The 21,201-nt window shown below is 42.8% G+C and carries 20 protein-coding genes; 17 read left to right on the top strand and 3 right to left on the bottom strand.

Annotated features, from left to right (window positions below; all coding sequences use genetic code 11):
• The first annotated feature begins 93 nt into the window (after positions 1-93).
• The 14 genes from M3197_RS15595 (at position 94) to M3197_RS15530 (ending at position 14,729) form a co-directional block, all read left to right on the top strand.
• Positions 94-996, top strand: a complete 903-nt coding sequence (locus M3197_RS15595; protein WP_251662576.1) for a DUF6612 family protein — start codon at positions 94-96, stop codon at positions 994-996.
• A 291-nt stretch (positions 997-1,287) separates the two neighbouring features.
• Positions 1,288-2,238 carry an ABC transporter permease gene (locus M3197_RS15590; protein ID WP_251662574.1) on the top strand — a complete coding sequence of 317 codons (951 nt, stop codon included), beginning with the start codon at positions 1,288-1,290 and terminating at the stop codon, positions 2,236-2,238.
• Positions 2,231-3,181 (top strand): iron chelate uptake ABC transporter family permease subunit, encoded by a 951-nt coding sequence (locus tag M3197_RS15585; protein ID WP_251662572.1) that lies wholly within the window; start codon positions 2,231-2,233, stop codon positions 3,179-3,181. The genes M3197_RS15590 and M3197_RS15585 overlap by 8 nt, the downstream gene beginning before the upstream one ends.
• Complete coding sequence (locus M3197_RS15580) at positions 3,178-3,939, top strand: iron ABC transporter ATP-binding protein (RefSeq protein WP_251662570.1); 762 nt, start codon at positions 3,178-3,180, stop codon at positions 3,937-3,939. Before M3197_RS15585 ends, M3197_RS15580 begins: the two co-directional genes overlap by 4 nt.
• 23 nt (positions 3,940-3,962) lie before the next feature.
• Entirely contained in the window at positions 3,963-4,940 is a 978-nt protein-coding gene (locus M3197_RS15575; protein ID WP_251662567.1) for a siderophore ABC transporter substrate-binding protein, read from the top strand.
• 109 nt (positions 4,941-5,049) lie between these two features.
• Positions 5,050-6,996: a FapA family protein gene (locus M3197_RS15570; protein ID WP_251662565.1), complete on the top strand. Its 1,947-nt coding sequence runs from the start codon at positions 5,050-5,052 to the stop codon at positions 6,994-6,996.
• 93 nt (positions 6,997-7,089) lie between these two features.
• Positions 7,090-8,325, top strand: coding sequence for an MFS transporter (locus tag M3197_RS15565; protein ID WP_285851433.1), 1,236 nt, complete (start codon positions 7,090-7,092; stop codon positions 8,323-8,325).
• A gap of 67 nt (positions 8,326-8,392) precedes the next feature.
• Complete coding sequence (locus M3197_RS15560; protein ID WP_251662563.1) at positions 8,393-9,364, top strand: hypothetical protein; 972 nt, start codon at positions 8,393-8,395, stop codon at positions 9,362-9,364.
• A 125-nt stretch (positions 9,365-9,489) separates the two neighbouring features.
• Positions 9,490-10,206, top strand: a complete 717-nt coding sequence (locus M3197_RS15555; protein WP_432814009.1) for a uracil-DNA glycosylase — start codon at positions 9,490-9,492, stop codon at positions 10,204-10,206.
• Positions 10,196-11,965 carry an ABC transporter ATP-binding protein gene (locus M3197_RS15550; protein ID WP_285851432.1) on the top strand — a complete coding sequence of 590 codons (1,770 nt, stop codon included), beginning with the start codon at positions 10,196-10,198 and terminating at the stop codon, positions 11,963-11,965. Before M3197_RS15555 ends, M3197_RS15550 begins: the two co-directional genes overlap by 11 nt.
• Positions 11,966-12,116: 151 nt before the next feature.
• Positions 12,117-12,731 carry a DNA-3-methyladenine glycosylase gene (locus tag M3197_RS15545; protein WP_285851431.1) on the top strand — a complete coding sequence of 205 codons (615 nt, stop codon included), beginning with the start codon at positions 12,117-12,119 and terminating at the stop codon, positions 12,729-12,731.
• A gap of 75 nt (positions 12,732-12,806) precedes the next feature.
• Entirely contained in the window at positions 12,807-13,322 is a 516-nt protein-coding gene (locus tag M3197_RS15540; protein ID WP_251662560.1) for a type 1 glutamine amidotransferase domain-containing protein, read from the top strand.
• A gap of 148 nt (positions 13,323-13,470) precedes the next feature.
• Positions 13,471-13,626, top strand: a complete 156-nt coding sequence (locus M3197_RS15535; protein WP_251662558.1) for a hypothetical protein — start codon at positions 13,471-13,473, stop codon at positions 13,624-13,626.
• Positions 13,627-13,682: 56 nt separating this feature from the next.
• A complete protein-coding gene (locus tag M3197_RS15530; protein ID WP_251662632.1) occupies positions 13,683-14,729 on the top strand; it encodes a YkvI family membrane protein in 1,047 nt (348 codons plus the stop codon).
• A 52-nt stretch (positions 14,730-14,781) separates the two neighbouring features.
• On the opposite strand, the gene hmpA is transcribed toward M3197_RS15530, so the two are convergent.
• Positions 14,782-15,969: an NO-inducible flavohemoprotein gene (gene hmpA / locus M3197_RS15525; protein WP_251662556.1), complete on the bottom strand. Its 1,188-nt coding sequence runs from the start codon at positions 15,967-15,969 to the stop codon at positions 14,782-14,784.
• 160 nt (positions 15,970-16,129) lie between these two features.
• Here hmpA and M3197_RS15520 point away from each other — a divergent pair, with 160 nt between their 5' ends.
• Together M3197_RS15520 and M3197_RS15515 are read left to right on the top strand one after the other, a co-directional pair.
• On the top strand, positions 16,130-16,567 hold the full coding sequence (locus M3197_RS15520; RefSeq protein WP_251662630.1) for an Rrf2 family transcriptional regulator: 438 nt from the start codon (positions 16,130-16,132) through the stop codon (positions 16,565-16,567).
• Positions 16,568-16,627: 60 nt separating this feature from the next.
• Entirely contained in the window at positions 16,628-17,554 is a 927-nt protein-coding gene (locus M3197_RS15515) for a manganese-dependent inorganic pyrophosphatase (RefSeq protein ID WP_251662554.1), read from the top strand.
• A gap of 168 nt (positions 17,555-17,722) precedes the next feature.
• Here M3197_RS15515 and M3197_RS15510 read toward each other — a convergent pair whose 3' ends face one another.
• Positions 17,723-19,105, bottom strand: a complete 1,383-nt coding sequence (locus M3197_RS15510) for an FAD-dependent oxidoreductase (protein ID WP_251662552.1) — start codon at positions 19,103-19,105, stop codon at positions 17,723-17,725.
• Between the two features lie 220 nt (positions 19,106-19,325).
• Here M3197_RS15510 and murB point away from each other — a divergent pair, with 220 nt between their 5' ends.
• Positions 19,326-20,243 carry a UDP-N-acetylmuramate dehydrogenase gene (murB, locus tag M3197_RS15505; RefSeq protein ID WP_251662550.1) on the top strand — a complete coding sequence of 306 codons (918 nt, stop codon included), beginning with the start codon at positions 19,326-19,328 and terminating at the stop codon, positions 20,241-20,243.
• Between the two features lie 60 nt (positions 20,244-20,303).
• Here murB and M3197_RS15500 read toward each other — a convergent pair whose 3' ends face one another.
• Positions 20,304-20,978 carry a universal stress protein gene (locus M3197_RS15500; RefSeq protein ID WP_251662548.1) on the bottom strand — a complete coding sequence of 225 codons (675 nt, stop codon included), beginning with the start codon at positions 20,976-20,978 and terminating at the stop codon, positions 20,304-20,306.
• Positions 20,979-21,201: the final 223 nt, after the last annotated feature.

Genomic DNA, 21,201 nt, shown 5'->3' with positions numbered 1-21,201 from the left:
GATTTTCAGAGTTTTTGGAAATAGTGTGAAACCGAACCTATTTCATGTCGTAGACTAATATGTAATGAAGTTTCATAAAAAGGAGAAGATTTCATGAAAAAGTGGACAAAAGGAATTGCAGCGGGCTTACTCGTACTAGCACTTGGAGCGTGTGGATCAGGTGAAGAGCCTAATGCAGAGGCAGATGCAAATACAAATACAGGCACTACAAGTAACGGTAAAGACACGAGTAAAAAAGAACTTACAGCTCAAGAAGTTTATCAAAAGTCTTTAGAAGCGTCGGAATCGATTAACAGTATGCATGCGGAATTTTCCATTCAACAAAATATGAAGACAACTGGAGAAGAAAATTTGAGCATGAAAAATGATATTGCTCTCACAATGGATATGGTAACAGAACCGTTGTCACTTCATCAGAAAATGGTAGTGGAAGGGGATGCTGAGGGATCGATGAATCTCGAGATGTATGGTGAAGGAGATGAACTATACATTCAGACGCAAGAAATGGAAGGCGATTGGATCCTCGTTCCTGCAGAAATGCAAGATGAAGTGTTAGATGGCATGAACAGTTCCAATGCAATGATGGACTTGGAAGTGTTCAAAGACTTTACAGAAGAATTTACACTTGAAGAACAAGGAGAAGAATATATTTTGAACTTATCCGTATCAGGCGATAAGTTTGGCGAACTCCTGAAAGAACTCATGGATCAAACTGCAGCGGGGAGTCAAGGATTGGAAGGTGAGGAAGAAGGGTCGATGGAAAATGTAGAAGTGAAGAAGATAGAACTCACACTTCATATTGACAAAGAAACCTACTATACGAATTCGTTTGACATGAAACTGGATGCGATTATGGATTTAGCTGGCTATCGAACAGTCGCAATCCAAAATATCAACGCTAAAATGAGCAAAGTCAATGAGCTTGAAGAAATTGTCATTCCAGACGAAGTACGAAACAACGCTTATGATATGTCCGGAAATAAGGTCGGCGAGTGAGGATAGTAAGATGAATGGAACGTCCAGTTAGTGTCGACATATAACAGGCGGGAGGAAAGCGCGTGCTATCCTTCCACCTGTTTTTTGTTTTATTTCCTCTTTTGTGATTCCTAGATTGCTCTCATTCTCACTACAAACCCATACCCATCAAGTTCACAAATTAGTGAGAATCATTGTCAATTATCTGTTGACTTCCAATATGCTTTTGCTATAATGGGAACTGCGGCTAACTGATAATTGTTTTCATTTAAACGACTTTAGCCCGCAAATATCTAGATATCGGAGTTCTTCATGAAGAAACGTTATTTGATAATCGCTCTAATTCTCCTTTCACTACTTTCTTTGTTTGTGGGAGTGAGCCATATTTCACCAAAGGACCTGCTGGATTTCCGCTCTGAAGAAACCGAAATTTTTCTCATTAGCCGGTTGCCGAGATTACTTGCGATTTTGCTCGCAGGTGCAGGAATGAGTATTACAGGTCTAATCATGCAACAACTCAGCCGCAACAAATTTGTATCCCCGACAACGGCAGGTACATTAGATGCCGCAAAGCTTGGGATTCTCGTTTCAATGTTGTTGTTTACGAACACGTCAACGATTGAGAAAATGCTCGTTGCGTTTGCATTTGCTTTAGGTGGCACCTTGTTATTCATGAAGATCTTGGACCAAGTTAAATTTAAAGATGCCATTTTTATACCGCTTGTAGGTCTCATGTTCGGTAATATTTTATCGTCGATCACTACTTTTTTCGCCTACAAAGCGAATGTGATCCAAAACATGTCCTCCTGGTTGCAGGGAGATTTCTCCCTCATTATGAAAGGCCGTTACGAATTGCTATACATAAGTATCCCCGTTCTCATCATTACCTACATCTATGCAAACCGGTTTACGGTGGCTGGAATGGGTGAAGATTTCTCCAGAAACTTGGGGCTTGCTTATCGAAGAATTGTGAACATTGGGCTGATATTGGTCGCGCTTATTACAACAACGGTTGTTTTGACTGTGGGGGTTATTCCTTTTTTAGGACTAATCATTCCCAATATTGTTTCCATCGTCAAAGGTGACAATTTGGAAAAAACATTACCACATACTGCGATGCTAGGGGCGATCTTTTTACTCGTGTGTGACATTCTCGGAAGGGTCATTATTTACCCATATGAGATTTCTATTAGCTTGATGGTTGGCGTCATCGGCAGCGCGATATTCCTCTATATGTTGTTTAGGAGGAAAGCCTATGCGTAATCGTACTAAAATGCTCATACTCACTGTTGCTGCTCTCGTTTTCTGTGGACTGTATTTGTTCGAGGGACTAAATGGAAGTTATGATTATGCGTTGCCACGTCGAGGTATTAAAGTCGTCGCCATGGCATTAACTGGTGTAGCGATTGCCTATTCAACAGTCATCTTCCAAACAATAACGCACAACCGTATTTTGACGCCAAGTATTATGGGACTCGATTCCTTATATATCTTACTACAAACCGTACTGATCTTTTTCCTTGGATCAACACACGTCACAATTGTAAATAAGCAAGTGAACTTTGTGTTATCGGTTGGGGCTATGGTTATCTTCGCCCTACTGCTTTATCAGTTCTTGTTTAAAGCAGGAAAGCGTCCGATTTACTTTTTGTTACTCGTCGGGATTATTGTGGGAACCTTTTTCCAGAGTATCTCTACGTTTCTGCAAGTACTGATAGACCCCAACGAATTTTTACGAGTACAAGACAAATCCTTTGCGAGCTTTAATAACATTAACGGGGATCTTGTCTGGTGGGCGCTCGGGATTCTGATTATTACGCTCATCATAGGATGGCGGAAGTTTAACGAATTGGATGTGCTGTCACTCGGTCGCGACACAGCCATTAACCTTGGTGTCAATCACGATAAAATCGTCAAAACGATGCTTATTCTGTCATCAGTTCTCATCGCTGTATCGACAGCGCTCGTCGGTCCGATTACATTTTTCGGCCTCATCGTTGCCAATCTGTCGTATCAGTTTTTCAAGACTTACAAGCACTCCATTTTAATTGCAGGGGCTTCAGTCATGAGTATCATCGCGCTAGTTGGTGGACAATGGATAGTCGAAAGAGTATTCACGTTCTCCACAACACTTAGCGTCATCATTAACTTCGTTGGTGGAGCGTACTTCATCTACTTACTATTAAAGGAGAGTCGATCTGCATGATCCAGGTTCGAGAATTGACAAAAGCCTATGGTAATAAAGCAGTCGTTGAGAAAGTGAGCGTGGATATTCATCCCGGTAAGATCACTTCTTTCATCGGACCGAACGGGGCGGGTAAATCGACACTTTTGTCTATGGTAAGTCGCCTGCTTGATGCGGACACAGGTGAAGTACTCGTCGATAACAACAACGTTAAAAAGATGAAGTCTAACGAGTTTTCTAAACGGGTATCCATTTTGAAGCAATCCAACTTCATGAACGTCCGGTTAACAATACGTGAACTCGTGTCGTTTGGACGCTTTCCTCACTCTAAAGGACGACTGCAAGCAGACGATATTCAAATCGTAAACCAAGCACTCGACTATATGGACTTAATGAGTATGCAACACATGTACTTAGAAGAGCTATCTGGTGGTCAAAGGCAGCGCGCGTTCATCGCAATGGTTATTGCACAAGATACCGATTATATTTTGTTGGATGAACCGCTAAATAACTTGGATATGAAGCACTCTGTCCAAATTATGAAGATTCTACGTCGCCTAGTGAATGAACTCGGTAAAACTGTTGTCATCGTTCTGCACGACATCAACTTTGCTTCTGTCTACTCAGATCGTATCGTCGCTTTAAAAGAGGGCCGCGTTGTGAAAGATGGTCCGACGAATGACATTATCAACTCTGAATCACTTCGGGAAATCTATGATATGGATATCCCGATCCAGCAGATGAACAATTGTCGCATCTGTGTGTACTTCAACTCATAAACGAAAAGGATGGTATAGAAAACATGAAAAAGCTTACCGTATTATTGATGGCGTTCGCATTGATGCTCGTACTTGCAGCATGTGGTTCTAAGGATGAAGATAAGAAACCAGAAGCAAACAATGCAGGATCAGATAACTCATCTGAAAGCAGTGAAGAAGCAAAAACGGAAGAAATGACATTCAAGCATGAGCTTGGTGAAACAACATTGGAAGGCACTCCGAAAAAAGTTGTAATATTTGACTTCGGTGTATTGGATACATTAGACGAGCTTGGTGTTGAAGTAGCAGGTCTTCCACAATCCAATGTACCTGCATACTTAGAGAAATACGCTAGTGACGACTACACAAATCTTGGTAGCTTGAAAGAGCCTGACTTCGAAGCGCTTCACGCTCTGAAGCCGGATGTGATTTTCATCTCTGGACGTCAAGCTGACTTGTACGATCAGTTTGAAGAAATTGCTCCAACGATCTATATGGGAATCGATACTGCAAACTACATGGATTCATTTAAGAAGAATATGGATACCATCGCTCAAATCTTCGACAAAGAAGATGAAATGAAATCAGAAGTCGCTGATGTGGAAAAGCAAATTGAGGACATTAACGCAAAAGCCTCTGAAACAGATAGCAAAGCATTAATTACTCTTGCAACTGAAGGAAAAGTAAGTGCATACGGTCCAAGCTCACGTTTCGGGTTGATTCACGATGTATTTGGATTTACACCGGCTGATGAAGGAATTGAAGCTTCTACACACGGACAGAACATTACGTTTGAATATATTCTTGAAACAAACCCGGATATTCTTTTCGTAATCGACCGCGATGCGGCAGTTGGTAAAGGTGCGAATGCTAAGAAGACAATTGAAAACGATCTTGTCAAGAAAACAAATGCATTCAAAAACGAGAAAATCGTTTACCTTAATGGAGAATACTGGTACCTTTCTGGTGGCGGATTGAAGTCCATGAAAGAAATGATCAAAGAAGTCGAAGCAGGACTATAATTACATGAAAAAGACCGATTCCCCCCATGGAATCGGTCTTTTGTGTCTGCCGGAGAAGTCTTTGCTATGCTACACTTTAAGCATTAGAACGAAGAGAGTGGGAGACGGTATGGGAAAAGCGATTACGGTGCGTGGAAAGTCGGTTGAACAAGCTGTAGAGACGGCACTTGACATCTTATGCCTGGACTTGTCAGATGTACATATCCATGTGAACAAAACTGCGGAATCTAGTGGATTCACCGGTGCATCCAGATTTGCGGAAGTGACCGTGACTCCAGTACGATACAACGCACCTACTACAGATTTGCTAATAAGCGAATCTGGACAAGCAGGTGTCAGGATTACAGGCGGACGAGTTGAGGTGCATGAAGCATCCGCAAATGTTCTCCCGTCAATTGAAGCGGGGACGGGTGTATTAGTAATTGTGAATGGTGAGAAAATAGATGGAAGAAGAAAAATTTCAGAATCAGATATTGTACATATTCGAACAATTGACGAGCTGACTCGAGCACAGTTATCCATTACAGTACGGGAGCAAGGAGCGCTCGCACTGTTAACTGTATCTCCAGGTAAAAAAGTAACTCGTACTGTCAAAGATTCAGGGTATGAGCATAATTTGACGGTAGTAGCGGAAGAGATTCATGAGATTGTAAATGATTGTTCTCAACAAATGATTCGGGAAGCATGCGCACAGCTGGGAATTAGCGCGCCATTAGACAAACGAGTGTTGTGGGAAGCCTGTGAGACGGTTGTACCCTATGAAGCAATTATAGCACGTGGAATTTTTCCGAAACCAGGACTTGATGGAGATGTTGAGGTCCAAATTGACGTGGATGGAATAACCCTCGCCGACGAAGGGAAAGTGAATTACCGGGAGCAAGCATCGATGCAACTCGTTCAAGATGGTCAACTTGTCGCTGCGGTCCTTCCTCCAATTCCTGGACAATCCGGAGAAGACGTTTTTGGTAATGAGATTATGGCAGAAGATGGGCAAACTGCAGCAATCCGATTAGGCAAGAATGTTACGAAAACAGGAAACCATATCTTTGCAAATTGTTCCGGAAATCTTGTCTTAGAACGCACAGATAATGTGATTTTCATAGATATCGCTGACTCATTAGAAATGGATGAAGTGAATTTTGCTAGCGGAAATATCCATTTCGATGGTGATGTAACTGTGAAAGGAAGCGTCAGCCAGGGGTGTCTATTGGAAGTAACAGGAGCCGTTGAAATTGGTGGCGAAGTTAGTAAAGCTGAGGTGTATGCGGGGAAGTCTGTCCATGTGGCAGGCCACGTTTCGTCGTCGACAATTGAAGTGGGACAACAACAATCTGCAGATGCGAAATACGCTGTTGAATTAGAGACGCTTCTTCCTATTCTCAACAAGCTTGGGGCGTTCATCCAAGACATTGGAGCTTTGCGTGAGGTTGAACTGTCTACGTTAGATGGACAAGACCTGAAGAAACTGTTCCGTATTGGATTCGGAGATAAATACTCATCATTCCAAGAACAGCTTCAAACTTTCGCGCAGCGTAGAGAACCGATTGCAACAGATCCGGACTGGAATGAGTTACAAACAATTTTGTACAGTATATTTGTGAACACGATGAATCCAGGAGTAAAAGACGGATTGGAGTTTCTTGACCTAATTTCAAAAGCCCAACAGTTGGCAGTAAGTCATCTTCCTAAGGAGACAGTAACTTCAAGTCGTTTACGAATGCCGTATGCAGTGAATAGTACTCTGAATTGTGCGGGAACTATTGAAATCATTGGGAATGGACTGGCTCAATGTAAAGTCCATGCGCAGTTGGATCTCTTAGCAGAAGGGGTTTGCCGGGGCGGGGAACTTGTTGCAGATCGACACGTATCCATTCGGGAATGTGGTTCTAAACGTGGTGGACAAACGATTGTCCGTACAAAAGAAGCAGGATCCATTGTCATCGGAATCGCACATGCAGGAACGGTCCTTATCGTGGGGGATCAATCATATCATTTGTCGGAAACGCTTATCGGAGTCACAGCTAAATTGCAAAATGGAGTGTTAACCGTCCGTTAAGAGGTACTCTAAATTATTCTTTACCCTTTTGTTAAATGATTGTATAATGACAGGTGTCATGACAGAAGTTTAGACATTGGGGGAGCATAGACAATGGCAAATACTATGGAACGCGTATCTTCAAAACCTCTGAAGAGGCGAACTATTTCACGGAACAAATTACTCGTAATATCAGGAACTGGCTGGATGTTTGATGCAATGGATGTAGGAATTCTGTCGTTTGTAATTGCGGCTATTGCAGTGGAGTGGAATTTGACTCCTGCAGCAATTGGATGGGTTGGGAGCATCAACTCATTAGGAATGATGTTCGGTGCAATTGGGTTTGGACTATTAGCAGATCGAATCGGTAGAAAGCAAGTTTTTATGATAACGCTGGTATTATTCTCGGTGGCAAGCGGATTATCTGCACTCACAACAACTCTTGCAACATTTCTAATCCTAAGATTTTTTGTTGGAGCAGGACTCGGCGGTGAGCTGCCGGTTGCTTCTACATTAGTTTCAGAAAGTGTGGAAGCGAAGGAGCGTGGAAGAATCGTTGTCCTGTTGGAGAGTTTTTGGGCAGCAGGATGGCTTATCGCTGCTTTAATCGCATATTTTGTCATTCCGACGTACGGTTGGCGAGCGGCTCTTGTCCTAACTGCGATGCCTGCATTTTATGCAATCTATTTGAGACGCAACTTGCCGGACTCACCAAGATTTGTACAAGCCGGAGAACCGAGGCAATCTGTTGGGGAAAAAATAACTGCTTTGTGGGCAAAGCCTTTTAGAAAAAGGACCTTGATGCTTTGGATTGTTTGGTTTACAGTCGTCTTCTCTTATTATGGAATGTTTTTATGGCTACCTAGTGTGATGGTCTTGAAGGGGTTTGCAATGATCAAAACCTTCGGCTACGTCTTGCTGATGACGCTAGCGCAGCTTCCAGGTTATTTCTCAGCGGCATGGTTAATTGAGCGGACAGGCCGCAAGTTCGTCCTTGCAACCTACTTGATAGGGACAGCGATAAGTGCATTTGCATTTGGAAACGCAGACACGTTAGCCCTGTTGTTATTATTCGGTGCGCTGCTATCATTCTTTAACTTAGGTGCTTGGGGTGCGCTCTATGCGTATTCACCAGAACAATATCCAACGTCAATCCGTGGAACCGGAACGGGGATGGCGGCAGGAATCGGTCGGATTGGTGGGATCTTTGGGCCTTTATTGGTCGGTACCTTGCTAACAGCTGGCTACGGATTTGGTCTGATTTTTGGGATTTTCTGTGGTGCTATATTAATAGGGGTTCTTGCTGTCCTATTTTTAGGCACAGAAACGAAACAAATAGAACTTGAATAACGTAGAAGAGACACTGTGGAATTTTCGCAGTGTTTTTTAGTGCAATGGTTTAATGGGGAGGTGTACTTTGGAGAAAGTGAAGAACACAGCATGGGCGGTAACGGGATTTCTCTTATTTCTATTTTCAACTATGATGTTTCTCGATGAAGTACGGAATTTTCAAAAGACAATCCAAAGCGAACAAACTAGCCCAGTAGAAGTTGCAATTACAGGAAAACAGGTTGAAAGAAGTTATTTAGGGAAGAACCATTATTTAGTTATGCTAAGTAAAGGCAACGAAGAAAAAGTCTCTATGAAACAGACGATCGGCACCTATTCAGAGGTAAGTAAAGAAGAATATGAAACACTTAAACCGGGTGACAAGATTCAAGGCGTTATAAAAGGTAGGGTGTTCTATACCCAACTTGATGGAAAAGAGGCTCATAAAGAACATTGGATTATGCTTGTAGTGACAGTCATTTTCCCGATAATGTACCTCATTTATCAGCTATCCAAATTGATAGTCTATTTAAGGGTGCGGAATCCGTTTTCCAAATCATTTGGAACCATTTTAAAAATCATACTGTCAGTAGGATTAGGTAGCTTGCTACTAGCTGGTTACGGATTAATGTTCAGTGATCTATTTCGATGGATTAGTGAAAACGTTGGGGACCAGACATATAGAATTGCGGAAATCACTGATAGTCGAATTGACATAGGACATGGACGATATGCAGAAACAAATTATTATTTGGCATTCAATTTCAGTGTAGACGGAGAATCCTTTCATATGACGAAAGAAGTATCGGCATATGATTACAAAAAAAACTTCAAATTAGTGCAAATCCGCTATCCGGTAGGACATCCAGATCAAGTCAGTATTGGAGGATACCACTGGAGGGATGCGTTGCATCTCATTTCGTACAGTTGGTTCGGAATTTATTTTTGTGTGATTATCATTACGGGACTACTGATATTTGCAGCAGTTAAGATAAAACAAAAAAAGAGAGCAATCGAAGAATCGAGAAAGCAATCGAGAAGAAAGTTCCGGAAACGTTAAAGCAAGTTCCCAGAGCATTAATATCGCTCGAGTTGTGGTAGGTTATATCGAAGAGCAATCACGTTTGGTACATTGTGTCTTTTGTAATGAATAAATGGAGTGATGAGGTGAGAAGCATGAATAAAATGCAGTCATTCAGGATTCCCGAGTTTGTCGCCGATCTGGGGAAGAAACGAATTGAAGGATTCCCAGTGGAAGGGTTTGTGTATGGGGAGGGACCTCGTCAACCGAAACTGATGCTAATCGGCGAAGCACCTGGTGAAACGGAAGCGCTAGGTGGTATTCCGTTTACAGGAAGAGCGGGGAAAGAGCTTATGAAATCACTTGCTTCCATCGGTCTTACGAGAGAAGATGTGTATATAACGAGTGCAGTTCGAAGCCGTCCATATCGCTTTGGTCAACGAAAAGAACGTGATGGGACGTTGACAGAACGCAAATACAATCGTCCCCCTAGTAAACTCGAAATCCTTGCACATGCACCTGTTCTCGATTTTGAAATTGCAAATGTTCAACCGGAACTCATTGTTACACTTGGTAACGTGAGTTTGCAGAGGTTGATCGGCACACAGGCTAGAGTAACGGAACTTCATGGGAAACCGTTAAACCAGCCCGTGCGTTTTTTACGTGAATTGGAGGATGTGGAATATGGGTGGACGGAAGAATCCTACACAATCATCCCTACTTTTCATCCGGCGTCCATCTTTTATCGTCCATCTCATCGACCATCGTTAGAATCGGATTGGCTTGAAATCGGACGGATTCTTCGGGAGCGGAACGAACAAAAATCCAGTAGTGAACCTAAGCAAATAATAAGTGAAAGTAGGATTGTGGATGGAAAGTAACATAGAAGTGGTTCAAGAAACAAAACAAACAAAAGGGTCATTGAAAGAGTTCTTCAGCTTGCTGAAACAGTTAGACTGGCCGAAGGGGATTACGGTAGCGGCTTTAGTATTAGCACTATTTTCAACACTAGCAAGTCTTGCAATTCCTCTAGTGACGAAGCAACTCGTTGACTCGTTGACAAGTGACTTATTTAACTGGAAAACAGCTATTTTCCTATTTACTGTTTTTGTAATCCAGGCACTGCTAGGCGGGGTCTCCTACTACATGCTTGCCTATATTGGAGAAACAATTGTTGCGGACCTAAGGACGCAACTTTGGTGCAAAGTGCTTCGTTTACCGGTTCCGTATTATGATGAAACTGAAACCGGCGAAACGATGAGCCGAATTACGCAAGATACAACGATTTTGAAGCAACTAGTTTCCGACCACTTAGTGTCACTCGTTACTGGAATCATTTCCATTATCGGAGCAATTGCGATTCTCTTGTACCTAGATTGGAAGATGACCCTCATCATGCTCGTTAGCATTCCTATTAGTATGGCGATCATTTTTCCTTTAGGCCGTGTCATGCACAAAATTGCCAAGGCAACTCAAGCAGAAATGGCGAAGTTCTCAGGGCTCTTAGGTCGCGTACTTGGGGATATACGTCTTGTAAAAGCATATCGTGCAGAACCGTATGAGCAGGAAAAAGGATCTGTGGCCATTCGTTCGTTATTTGGTTTTGGACTGCGTGAAGCGAAAATTCAGGCGGTGATTTCACCAGTCATGACACTGATTATGATGGGGATTTTAGTTGCGATCTTAGGATATGGCGGTGCCCAGGTTTCAAACGGTGCACTTTCTGCTGGAACACTTGTCGCAATAATTTTTCTCATGTTCCAGATCATTGTCCCGTTTGCACAAATGGCTCAAGTGTTTACGGTCTTCCAAAAAGCTGTCGGAGCGACAGAGCGTATCCAACAGATCTTAGGGATGGATAGTGAACGAACGGAAGGAGTAACAGGAGATTTGGAATCGGTACTTGCATTTCAAGAGGTGTCGTTTTCTTACGATAGCGATAAGCCCGTTCTGAAAAACGTGACATTCAGTGCTGTGCCTGGCACTGTTACTGCATTTGTCGGTCCGAGTGGTGGAGGGAAAACGACATTGTTTTCTCTGATTGAGCGATTTTACAAACCGATGTCAGGCACCATCTCCCTGGGAAATCGCTCTGTTGAGGAGATTGAGTTATCGGACTGGCGTGGAAGAATAGGGTATGTCTCGCAAGAAAGTCCCTTACTCAGTGGAACCATTGTCGATAATATTGCCTATGGACTGTCGGAACGCCCATCGCTGGATAAAATCCGAAACGCTGCATCTGCGGCCAACGCGCTTGGGTTCATCGAAGAGATGGAAGACGGATTCGATACACTTGTCGGAGAACGTGGTATGAAGCTTTCGGGTGGGCAACGACAGAGGATTGCCATCGCTCGAGCATTATTGCATAACCCATCTATACTATTACTTGATGAAGCGACATCGAATTTGGATAGTGGATCTGAAACACATGTCCAAGAAGCGCTTCAACGACTTATGATAGGTCGTACAACATTGATTATTGCGCACAGATTATCAACTGTAATTGATGCAGACCAATTGATCTTTTTAGAAAAAGGGGAAATTACAGGGATTGGAACGCACCAGGAATTATTGAAATCGCATAAGATGTATGAAGAATTTGCTGCTGGTCAAGGACTGGTAGAAAATCATTCATTATAAAAAAACGGACCTTTCGCTTAGGAAGGTCCTTTTGTATGTTGAGGATCCGTGTCGTGGATGGATTGTAAACAATGAAACATGGGTAGACCCTTAAATATAATGAATCCATTGTCACCTTGCAAAATGAGTCTTGTACAATTTGCAGTTGTGAATGATAGAAGGAGTGATGCTTATCCACGAGCCAGTTGAGCAACAATTTTTTGAACGCCCAGTATTGGAACTTGCCCGGGACTTGATTGGACAACTCATTGTCCATGAACTTCCGACAGGTCCTGTCGTTGTACGTATTGTAGAAACAGAGGCCTATCATGGAGCCGAAGACCAGGCTGCACATAGCTTTCAAAATCGTAGAACCAAGCGAACAGAAGTGATGTTTGGAGAGGCGGGAGGTGTGTATACCTATCAAATGCACACGCATACGTTGATGAACGTCGTCTGTGGACCGATTGGGACACCCCATGCAATTTTAATTCGTGCAGGTGAGCCAGTCGAAGGATTGGAGTTTATGCGCGAACGTAGGGGAGAAAATCTCACTATGAAAGATTGGACAAACGGACCAGGGAAATTGTCTAAGGCACTTGGAATCACGATGAATTATTATGGTCATCATTGGACCAATCGACCGTTATTTATCGCGAATTCGACAACAGTGGGAGAAATTGTTACAAGCCCTCGTATCGGCATTGCGAATGCAGGAGAAGCCGTGCACTATCCGTGGCGTTTTTATGAAAAAGACAATGCATTTGTTTCTAAGTTCCGTCCGTAGGTTTAGTTTTGGGAGAAACGTGGAAAATAATGAAGGTGAAACATAACTTAATTAACTAAAGGGAGTGCATGTAAAATGGCTAAAATTGCAACTGTACTTACAAATATGTTTGAGGACTCAGAGTACGCAGAGCCAGCAAAGGCTTTCCAAGATGCTGGACATGAAGTCGTTACGATAGAAAAAGAAGCAGGCACTGTCGTTAAAGGATTAAAAAAAGGTACCCCTGTCAGGATTGACAAAGGCATTAGCGAAGTGAAACCGGAAGAGTTTGATGCTTTGTTCATACCAGGTGGTTTTTCTCCGGATCAGCTCCGTGCAGATGACCGTTTCGTCAACTTCGCAAAAGCCTTCATGGATGCAGATAAACCTGTATTTGCGATTTGTCACGGACCGCAGTTGCTGATTACTGCAAAGGCTTTGGAAGGTCGTGACGCAACGGGGTATACGTCAATTCGTGTTGACATGGAATATGCAGGTACTAAATTCCATGACAAAGAAGTTGTGGTTTGTCAGAACCAACTTGTCACAAGCCGTCAGCCAGAAGACATTCCTGCGTTTAATCGAGAAGCACTCAAGTTACTTGATGCATAATTAGTGAAAATAGACGTACTTATGAGAAGACCCCGTTGTGGGTCTTCTTTTTGGTGAGTTGAAAACGCTTTAAAGGAGTGGTAAATTAAACGAAGCAGTATACATAACTAGAATAGCCTGAAAAGTGGCAAGACTGGAGGCTAGATCATTGGGAGAATGGTTGTTGGTGCTCGTTATCACCTTCGTTCTGTTTTCGTTTATGCTCTATTTTGTCGTGCGGAATGCAATCGACAATTCAGCTAGACTGAAAAGACTGGAAGGAATTCTCGAGAAGATTTCAGAAGATTTAAAGAGAAAGAACTAAATCGTTTGTTCCAAAGTGTATACGAATTAGGGGGAAAATGCTTGAAAGTTTTAAAGATGGGAAGCGCTTTTATTGGAATTATCGTCGGAGCTGGTTTTGCTTCGGGGAAAGAGATTGTTCAATATTTTACGAGTTTTGGATTACTTGGAATAATAGGAGCCATTATTTCCACGGTCCTGTTTGCGTATTTTGGGATGGTCTTAACGCGGATTGGAAGTCGGATGCAAACTACCTCTCATAAAGAAGCTGTCTATAAAATAAGCGGTAAATACCTCGGGATAATCGTCGATGGCGTTATTATCATCACGTTGTTTTCGGTAGGTGTTGTCATGATTGCGGGAGCGGGATCAAACTTGAATCAGCAGTTTGGACTTCCACCTTTCATAGGAAGTTTGCTTATGGTGATTCTGGTGTTTTTAACAGTATTATTAAAAGTCGATCGAGTCGTAGCCGTTATCGGGAGTATTACACCATTCCTCATACTTGCGATCATCATCGTATCGGTTTATTGTCTGACGAACATGACGGATTCCTTTTCGAGCCTGAACAGTGTGGCAACATCAGTCCAAACACCTTTGCCGAATTGGTGGATTTCGGCCATTAACTACGTTTCGTTCAATATGGCAGTGGGTGCTTCAATGGCACTCGTAATGGGTGGAGCTGAAAAAGATGAAAAAGCAGCAGCGCTCGGCGGACTTGTTGGTGGGCTTGGGCTAGGAATTATGATTTTACTTAGTCACTTAGCCATTTTCTCGAAAATCGATATAGTAAAGGATTCAGATTTGCCCATGCTTGCGATCATCAATGACATTTCACCAATTTTGGGCATTCTGATGGCAGTTGTCTTATACGGGATGATTTTCAATACGGCTGTCAGCATGTTTTATTCTTTTGGTGCACGATTTGTACACCGTGGAACTCCGCGATTCCGTGTGTTTGTGTTAATCATACTCGTAATTGGATTTGGACTCAGTTTCTTTGGGTTCTCCGCATTACTAGACTTCTTATATCCGTTCATAGGATATATTGGATTGTTCCTTATGCTGACGTTGCTCATCGCATCGTTTAGATTACCTAAAAAAGCTCTTCGAAGTTCAAAATAGAAACAAAAAACAAGCCGTCATCGCGCGAACGATGACGGCTTGTTTTTGATTATTAAGAGTGTGCAAGATCAAGTTGTACAGCAGGACCAAAGAATTCAAAGTGTACTTTTTCTTTGTCAATTCCCATTGCATACAGTTCACTAATAACAGCTTGCATGAATGGAGTTGGCCCACAAACGTAAACGTCGCTACCTTCTTTAACGTTTTTCTCAAGGAATTCACGGTTGATGAACCCGTCACCTTCTTCAGAGTAAAGCGCTGCATAGCTGGAAGTTGCAAGGGATTCGTCCATTTCGCGAACAACTTTGTCGAATGCTTGGTGACTACGAGTTCGGGCAGAGTGTAGGAATGCTACAGGACGTTCTGGTGTAGTTGTTGCAATAGTTTCGTACATGGCCATCATCGGTGTCACTCCAACACCACCGCTGATTAATGTAACTGGAGAATTACTTTCGATATCAAGATAGAAGTCTCCAGCTGGAGCGCTAAGCTCAACTATATCACCAACTTTTAACTGCTCATGAAGGAAAACGGATGCTTTCCCATTTGGGTTGTTTTCTGCTTCGCGTTTTACAGAGATACGGAATGACTCACCATTCGGTGCTTGGGAAAGACTATACTGGCGAATCAACGTATTTTTCTCACCAGGGATTTCAAGTTTGATGCTAATGTATTGACCTGGTTTGTATGTTGGCACTTTACCACCGTCGACTGGTTTGAAGTAGAAAGATGTGATCACTTCACTTTCTTTGATTTTATCAGCAAGGACAAAACCTTTGAACAATTTCCAGCCGCCTTCTTCTGCTTCCCTTTCATCGTACATGGACTTTTCTACGCCGATGAACGCGTCGGCGATAATGCCATATGCTTCTTCCCATGCTCCAAGGATTTCAGGAGTTGCTGCATCTCCAAGTACTTCTTTGATAGCTCCAAGAAGATACTTACCGACGATTGGATATTGTTCTGGAAGAATACCGAGTGATACGTGTTTGTTTGCGATTTGAACAACTGCAGGGATGATTGCTCCTAAGTTGTCGATATGTTTTGCTGCTGCGAGTACAGTATTTGCAAGTGCAGTTTGTTGGCGCCCTTGTGCTTGGTTGACGTGGTTGAACACGTTTAGTAGCTCAGGATGCGCTTCGAACATATTTTTGTAGAACACAGTTGTAATTGTTTTGCCATGTTGCTCTAGAACAGGTACAGTGGATTTAATAATATCAATTTTCTCTTGGGATAACATAATTGACACGACCTCTCGTAGTTGATGGATTTATCATAATCCTAATGAATTTAAAAAGCTATATAAAAAATACATCTTTAAAGACAGTTCGAATTTTAGTCACATTTCATTCAATGAATGGACAAAATCCAAGGATTTTATAGAAAGAATGGTGAACGAGATGCGGTTGACGCTCTATACAGACTACTCGTTGCGTGTTTTAATCTTTTTGGCAGCTAAGCCAGAAGACGAATTATCAACTGTAGCAGAAATATCCGAGGCATTCACAATTTCAAAAAATCATTTGACAAAAGTTGTGCATGAACTCGGAAAGGCGGGGTTCATTGAAACTGTCCGTGGTAGGGGCGGCGGGATCCGTTTAAAAGTCCGACCAGAACATATTAATATAGGAAACGTTGTTCGTAAGACGGAAGACGATTTTCAATTGGTGGAATGCTTCAATCGGGAATCGAATCAATGTGTGCTTGCACCTGCCTGTCGGTTGAAAGGGGTGCTACAGGAAGCCTTGCAAGCCTATTTGGCAGTATTGGACCGGTATACGATTGAAGACTTTGTACAAAATAAAGATGAAATAGGGTTGCTTCTATTTCCGCGATAGTTGTTGTGATGGTAAGATAAGAGAGTTGCAACAGGTAAAGAACTTAGGAGGTATTCATTCATGAAAAAAGTACTTGTATTTGGTCACAAAAATCCCGATACGGATTCAATCGCTTCTGCGATTACATACGCATATTTGAAACAGCAAATCGGGGTGGACGCAGAAGCTGTAAGACTTGGCAGTGTATCTGAAGAAACTGCATTTGCGTTGGAAACATTTGGTTTTGAAGCACCACGACAACTCGATCGAGTGGCAACAGAAGCGACTCAAGTTATTTTAGTCGACCATAACGAAAAGCAGCAAAGTGCGGCTGATATAGAAGACGTTCAAGTGCTTGAAGTTATTGACCACCACCGAATTGCAAATTTCCAAACGAGTGATCCGCTTTACTATCGCGCCGAACCGGTAGGATGTACAGCAACCATTTTAAACAAGTTGTTCAAAGAGCATGGTGTAGATATACCTAAAAACATTGCGGGACTCATGCTATCGGCAATCATTTCGGATTCGTTGTTGTTCAAGTCACCGACGTTTACTGAAGAAGACAGAAAAGCAGCTGAAGAACTTGCAGATATTGCAGGTGTGGACGCAAGCATTTACGGATTGGACATGCTTAAAGCAGGTGCGGATCTTAGCAGTAAAACATTGGAAGAACTCATTTCACTCGACGCGAAGACTTTTGAAGTCGGTGATGTAACGATGGAAATTGCGCAAGTGAATGCAGTCGATCTGAATGACGTGTTGAATCGTAAGGAAGAGTTAACAGAACTGTTGACGAAAGTAGTATCTGTGAAGAAGCTTGATTTATTCTTGTTTGTCATTACGGATATTATTAACAATGATTCAATTGCAATTGCAATTGGTGAGAAAGCTTTTGCTGCAATGACGGCGTTTAACGTAGTACCGGCAAATGACATGGCGATATTAAAGGGAATTGTATCGCGCAAGAAGCAGATCGTTCCGGTATTAACAGAAGCGTTTAAGTGAAAATGATGAAAAGCTGTCTGGAGAGTGACGTGTTCACTAACCAGACAGCTTTTTTAGTGGAATTATCTGTTGAATTGTGTTCGGATTCCGATTATTCCTTGAAACTTCCGATATAAGCTTTGGTATTGCCGATTACGCAACTCATAATGCCGATTCCACAATTTAACGCTAGTCCTTTTTCAAATCGAGTGGACGTGTTGCGGGACCTTCTAATACAGAACCATCTTTTCTAAAACGGGAGCCATGGCATGGACAATCCCAGGTTTCATCACCTTTGTTCCAGCGGGTGCGACATCCCATGTGCGTACAAATAGGAGCATCGGTACGAGTCAAGTGACCGCCGGTAAATTCCTTTAATACAAATCCTGTCGTTTTCAAAGCCTGTAGTAAAAGTGTACCGAACCCAGTGCGATCAGGTGCGTAAAGCGAGATGGCAGGGTTCGGTTGACCTGTAATCTGGTCAGTGACAATTTGGGCGGCTGCGAGGGAATTTGTCATTCCCCATTTACGGAATCCTGTACAAATATGAACATATGGCATCGAGGCTGTAATAGGTCCTGCATAAGGTATTAAATCCGGAGTTGAAGGATCTTGTGCGGACCAAGTATGGATCGGTTCCCCTAGATGATAGACGGATTGTAGCTCTTCGGCAAGTCGTTTGTAATGCAGGTCTGTATCGCTTGTGACACCTGCTTTATGATCCTCACCCCCGAGTAAAAAGTGAGGACGACCGTCGATGAATACAGTTCGAATGGAACGTTTGGGTCCGTCCACAGATAAGTACTGGCTTTGCAAAGGCATATCAGCGGGTGCGGATAGCAGATAGGAGCGTTTGACTTCTAACTTCAAAATGTTCATGCCACGTAGCGCTTCAATTGGATAATGTGTACATAACAGAAGTTCATCAAAGTTAATAACAATGTCAGATGCGAGTTGGAGAGACTTCTCTTTCAGGTCCATGGAACGAACATCTGATTTCTCGCACAGTTGTGCACCTTCAGAAACAGCAAGCTTTGCAATATGCTGACCATATCGGACGGGATGGAGCTGTGCCTGATTACTTAACGTAAGTGTTTCTTTAACGGAGAGTGGTAATTCACAATTTAAACGTCGGTCAAATGGAATGCCAAGTGTTTTATAGGCATCCGCTTCTTTCCTTAAAGCAGCCACTCCACTGTCAGTACTTGCGAACAGTACAGAATTCGTTGAGCGCAGTTCGTCACCTTCAGCAATGGACTGTGCGAACCGAATCGCCGCATCGTTCGTCTTATAATAGACTGTTGCGGATTCTGTGCCGAATGTCTTCAGGAGGTCAGCATAGACTAAATCATGTTGCGTCGTTAGTTTCCCAGTTGTATTTCCGGAAGCTCCTTCAAGAATTCGATCCTTTTCAAGCAATAGCACTTTTTTACCGGCTTTCGCTAACAAATAAGCTGCTGTGAGACCGCATAATCCACCTCCTATAATGCAAACATCGCATGTCGTATCCGAAGAGGGTGGGAGATAGGTGTCACGGGGATAGGCTGTTTCTAGCCAGAGTGAGTTCAACATAGTGATTTCCCTCCGTGTTCATTAAGTTCATATAAGTCCATCTTCGCCAGAAATCAAAAGATTTAACAGAGTGGATTGAAAATACACGAATTCTCATCAATTGTTCATGGAGAACGAGTAGAATAGAACTATATAGAAAACATGTCCGTACCTCTTGTCAAATCACTCGATTCACAGCATACTGTAATAGTGGTACGTACATTCGAAAGGGTTGGGTGGAATGGCTAAGCAACAATGGCTTGCTGATTTACAAACGAAGATTACTAAGGGGCAGCTTTTGCTGGATGAATCCCTTTCAGCTTATACAAAAACTGAATTAGGCGGGCACGCAGATTTACTTGTAATTCCGCAAACAGTAGAAGAAATGCAGACGACTGTCTGTTATGCATATGAACATGATATCCCGTTATTGTTACTTGGAAACGGATCCAATATGGTCGTTCGCGATGGCGGAGTTCGTGGCATCGTATTGCATCCTGTGAAGTTGGATGTAATTACTGTCAATGGAACACACGTACACGCTGAAGCTGGTGCACATATTATCGATGTATCCAAAGCATCCGCTGCAGCTGGACTCACTGGATTTGAATTTGCTTGTGGCATTCCGGGATCTGTCGGAGGCGCGATGGCAATGAATGCTGGAGCCTATGGCGGGGAGATTAAAGACATCATCGTAAAGTCTACCCTTATGAATCGTAAAGGGGAAATTTTTGTTTTAACCAAAGAGGAACTTGGACTGGGTTATCGAAAAAGTATTATCGCTGACGAAGGATATTTCGTTGTATCTTCAGACTTCGAACTCCAGTTTGGTGATCAAGAGACGATCGATGCGAAAGTGGCAGAATTGACATTTTTGCGTGAATCGAAGCAACCTCTTGAATATCCGTCGGCAGGAAGTGTATTTAAACGACCGCCCGGGTTTTTCGCTGGGAAACTGATTCAGGACAGCGGGCTTCAAGGAAAAGGAATTGGTGGAGCAGAGGTCTCAACCAAACACGCGGGATTCATCATCAACAAAAATCATGCAACGGCAACAGACTACATTCAAACCATTGAAATGGTCCAAGCAGAAGTGAAAAAGCGTTTCGGTGTAGAGCTCGAACGCGAAGTGAAAATTGTTGGAGAATGTGCGGAGTAAGAATAGCAATAGCAACAAAAAAACAGGGAGCGCTTCGGCACTCTCTGCTTTTTCCTATGGTTATACATCGATTTTACAACTGACCAGAGATGGATCCTCAACGCGATCATCTGTAATTCTCACCTGGCACATCTTTCCGTCATGCATGAATTTAAAGATGCCATTATTGAAGTCGGTTCCGGTCTCTTTAAAGAAAATCCCTTCAAATCGAGCATCTTTTGTATAGTTGAACGTGATACGGAAGCCTTCGCCATCATCCGTCAGATAGGCTCGTAATCCCTTTTCGAACAGTCCCTCGACATCATGCTTAATAGAACGTGCGACCGATACAACGTGGAAATCGACGAACGTAATTTCACGCAACAAGACGTTCATAAACGAACCCTTCGTAATTTCTTCCCATCGGCTTTGCGCGGTTTGTCCGATAATAATTTGAGTGACATTCCGGTCGTGTGCGACTTGTTTAATCACTTTTGCGGTGGGTCTACTTTCGTTATCCCGTACAATGAATTCTTCTGCTTCAAATTCATCCGCAAGCTCACGCCATCTGTCAATGTAATCCGATTTGTCTGCATCCATATCATCTAATGGTCGTGGATCGACTGTTAAAATGTAAAGAGGGCAGTCCATTGCGCTTGCCATCTGATGACCACGACGAATAAGTCGCTCTCCGTTAGGTCCGTAATACACACAGACGAGGATGCTCTCATCCATGCGTCCTTTCACTTTTCCCATGTAGTCCTCCACCTCCATAGAATCCGAATACTAGGCCATCACACACACTTGCGCATCGTCTCAAGTGCGATTGATGTAAATATTGTGTATACTTTAGGGTGAAACCAAAAACACAAACGCCACTGTTTGAACGGTAGTCCTGAAACTAGAAGATAGTTTCGGGCTTGTTCACTGTACGCACATGGCACTCATTATCGCCGGCTTTGGCGTCCGCGTCAAGCCG

The sequence above is a fragment of the Sporosarcina aquimarina genome, assembly GCF_023715615.1.
In the GTDB taxonomy this organism is placed as follows: Bacteria; Bacillota; Bacilli; order Bacillales_A; family Planococcaceae; genus Sporosarcina; species Sporosarcina aquimarina_A.
Note: the sequence above shows the minus strand (reverse complement) of the source record. Positions and strands in the feature narration are given on the sequence as shown.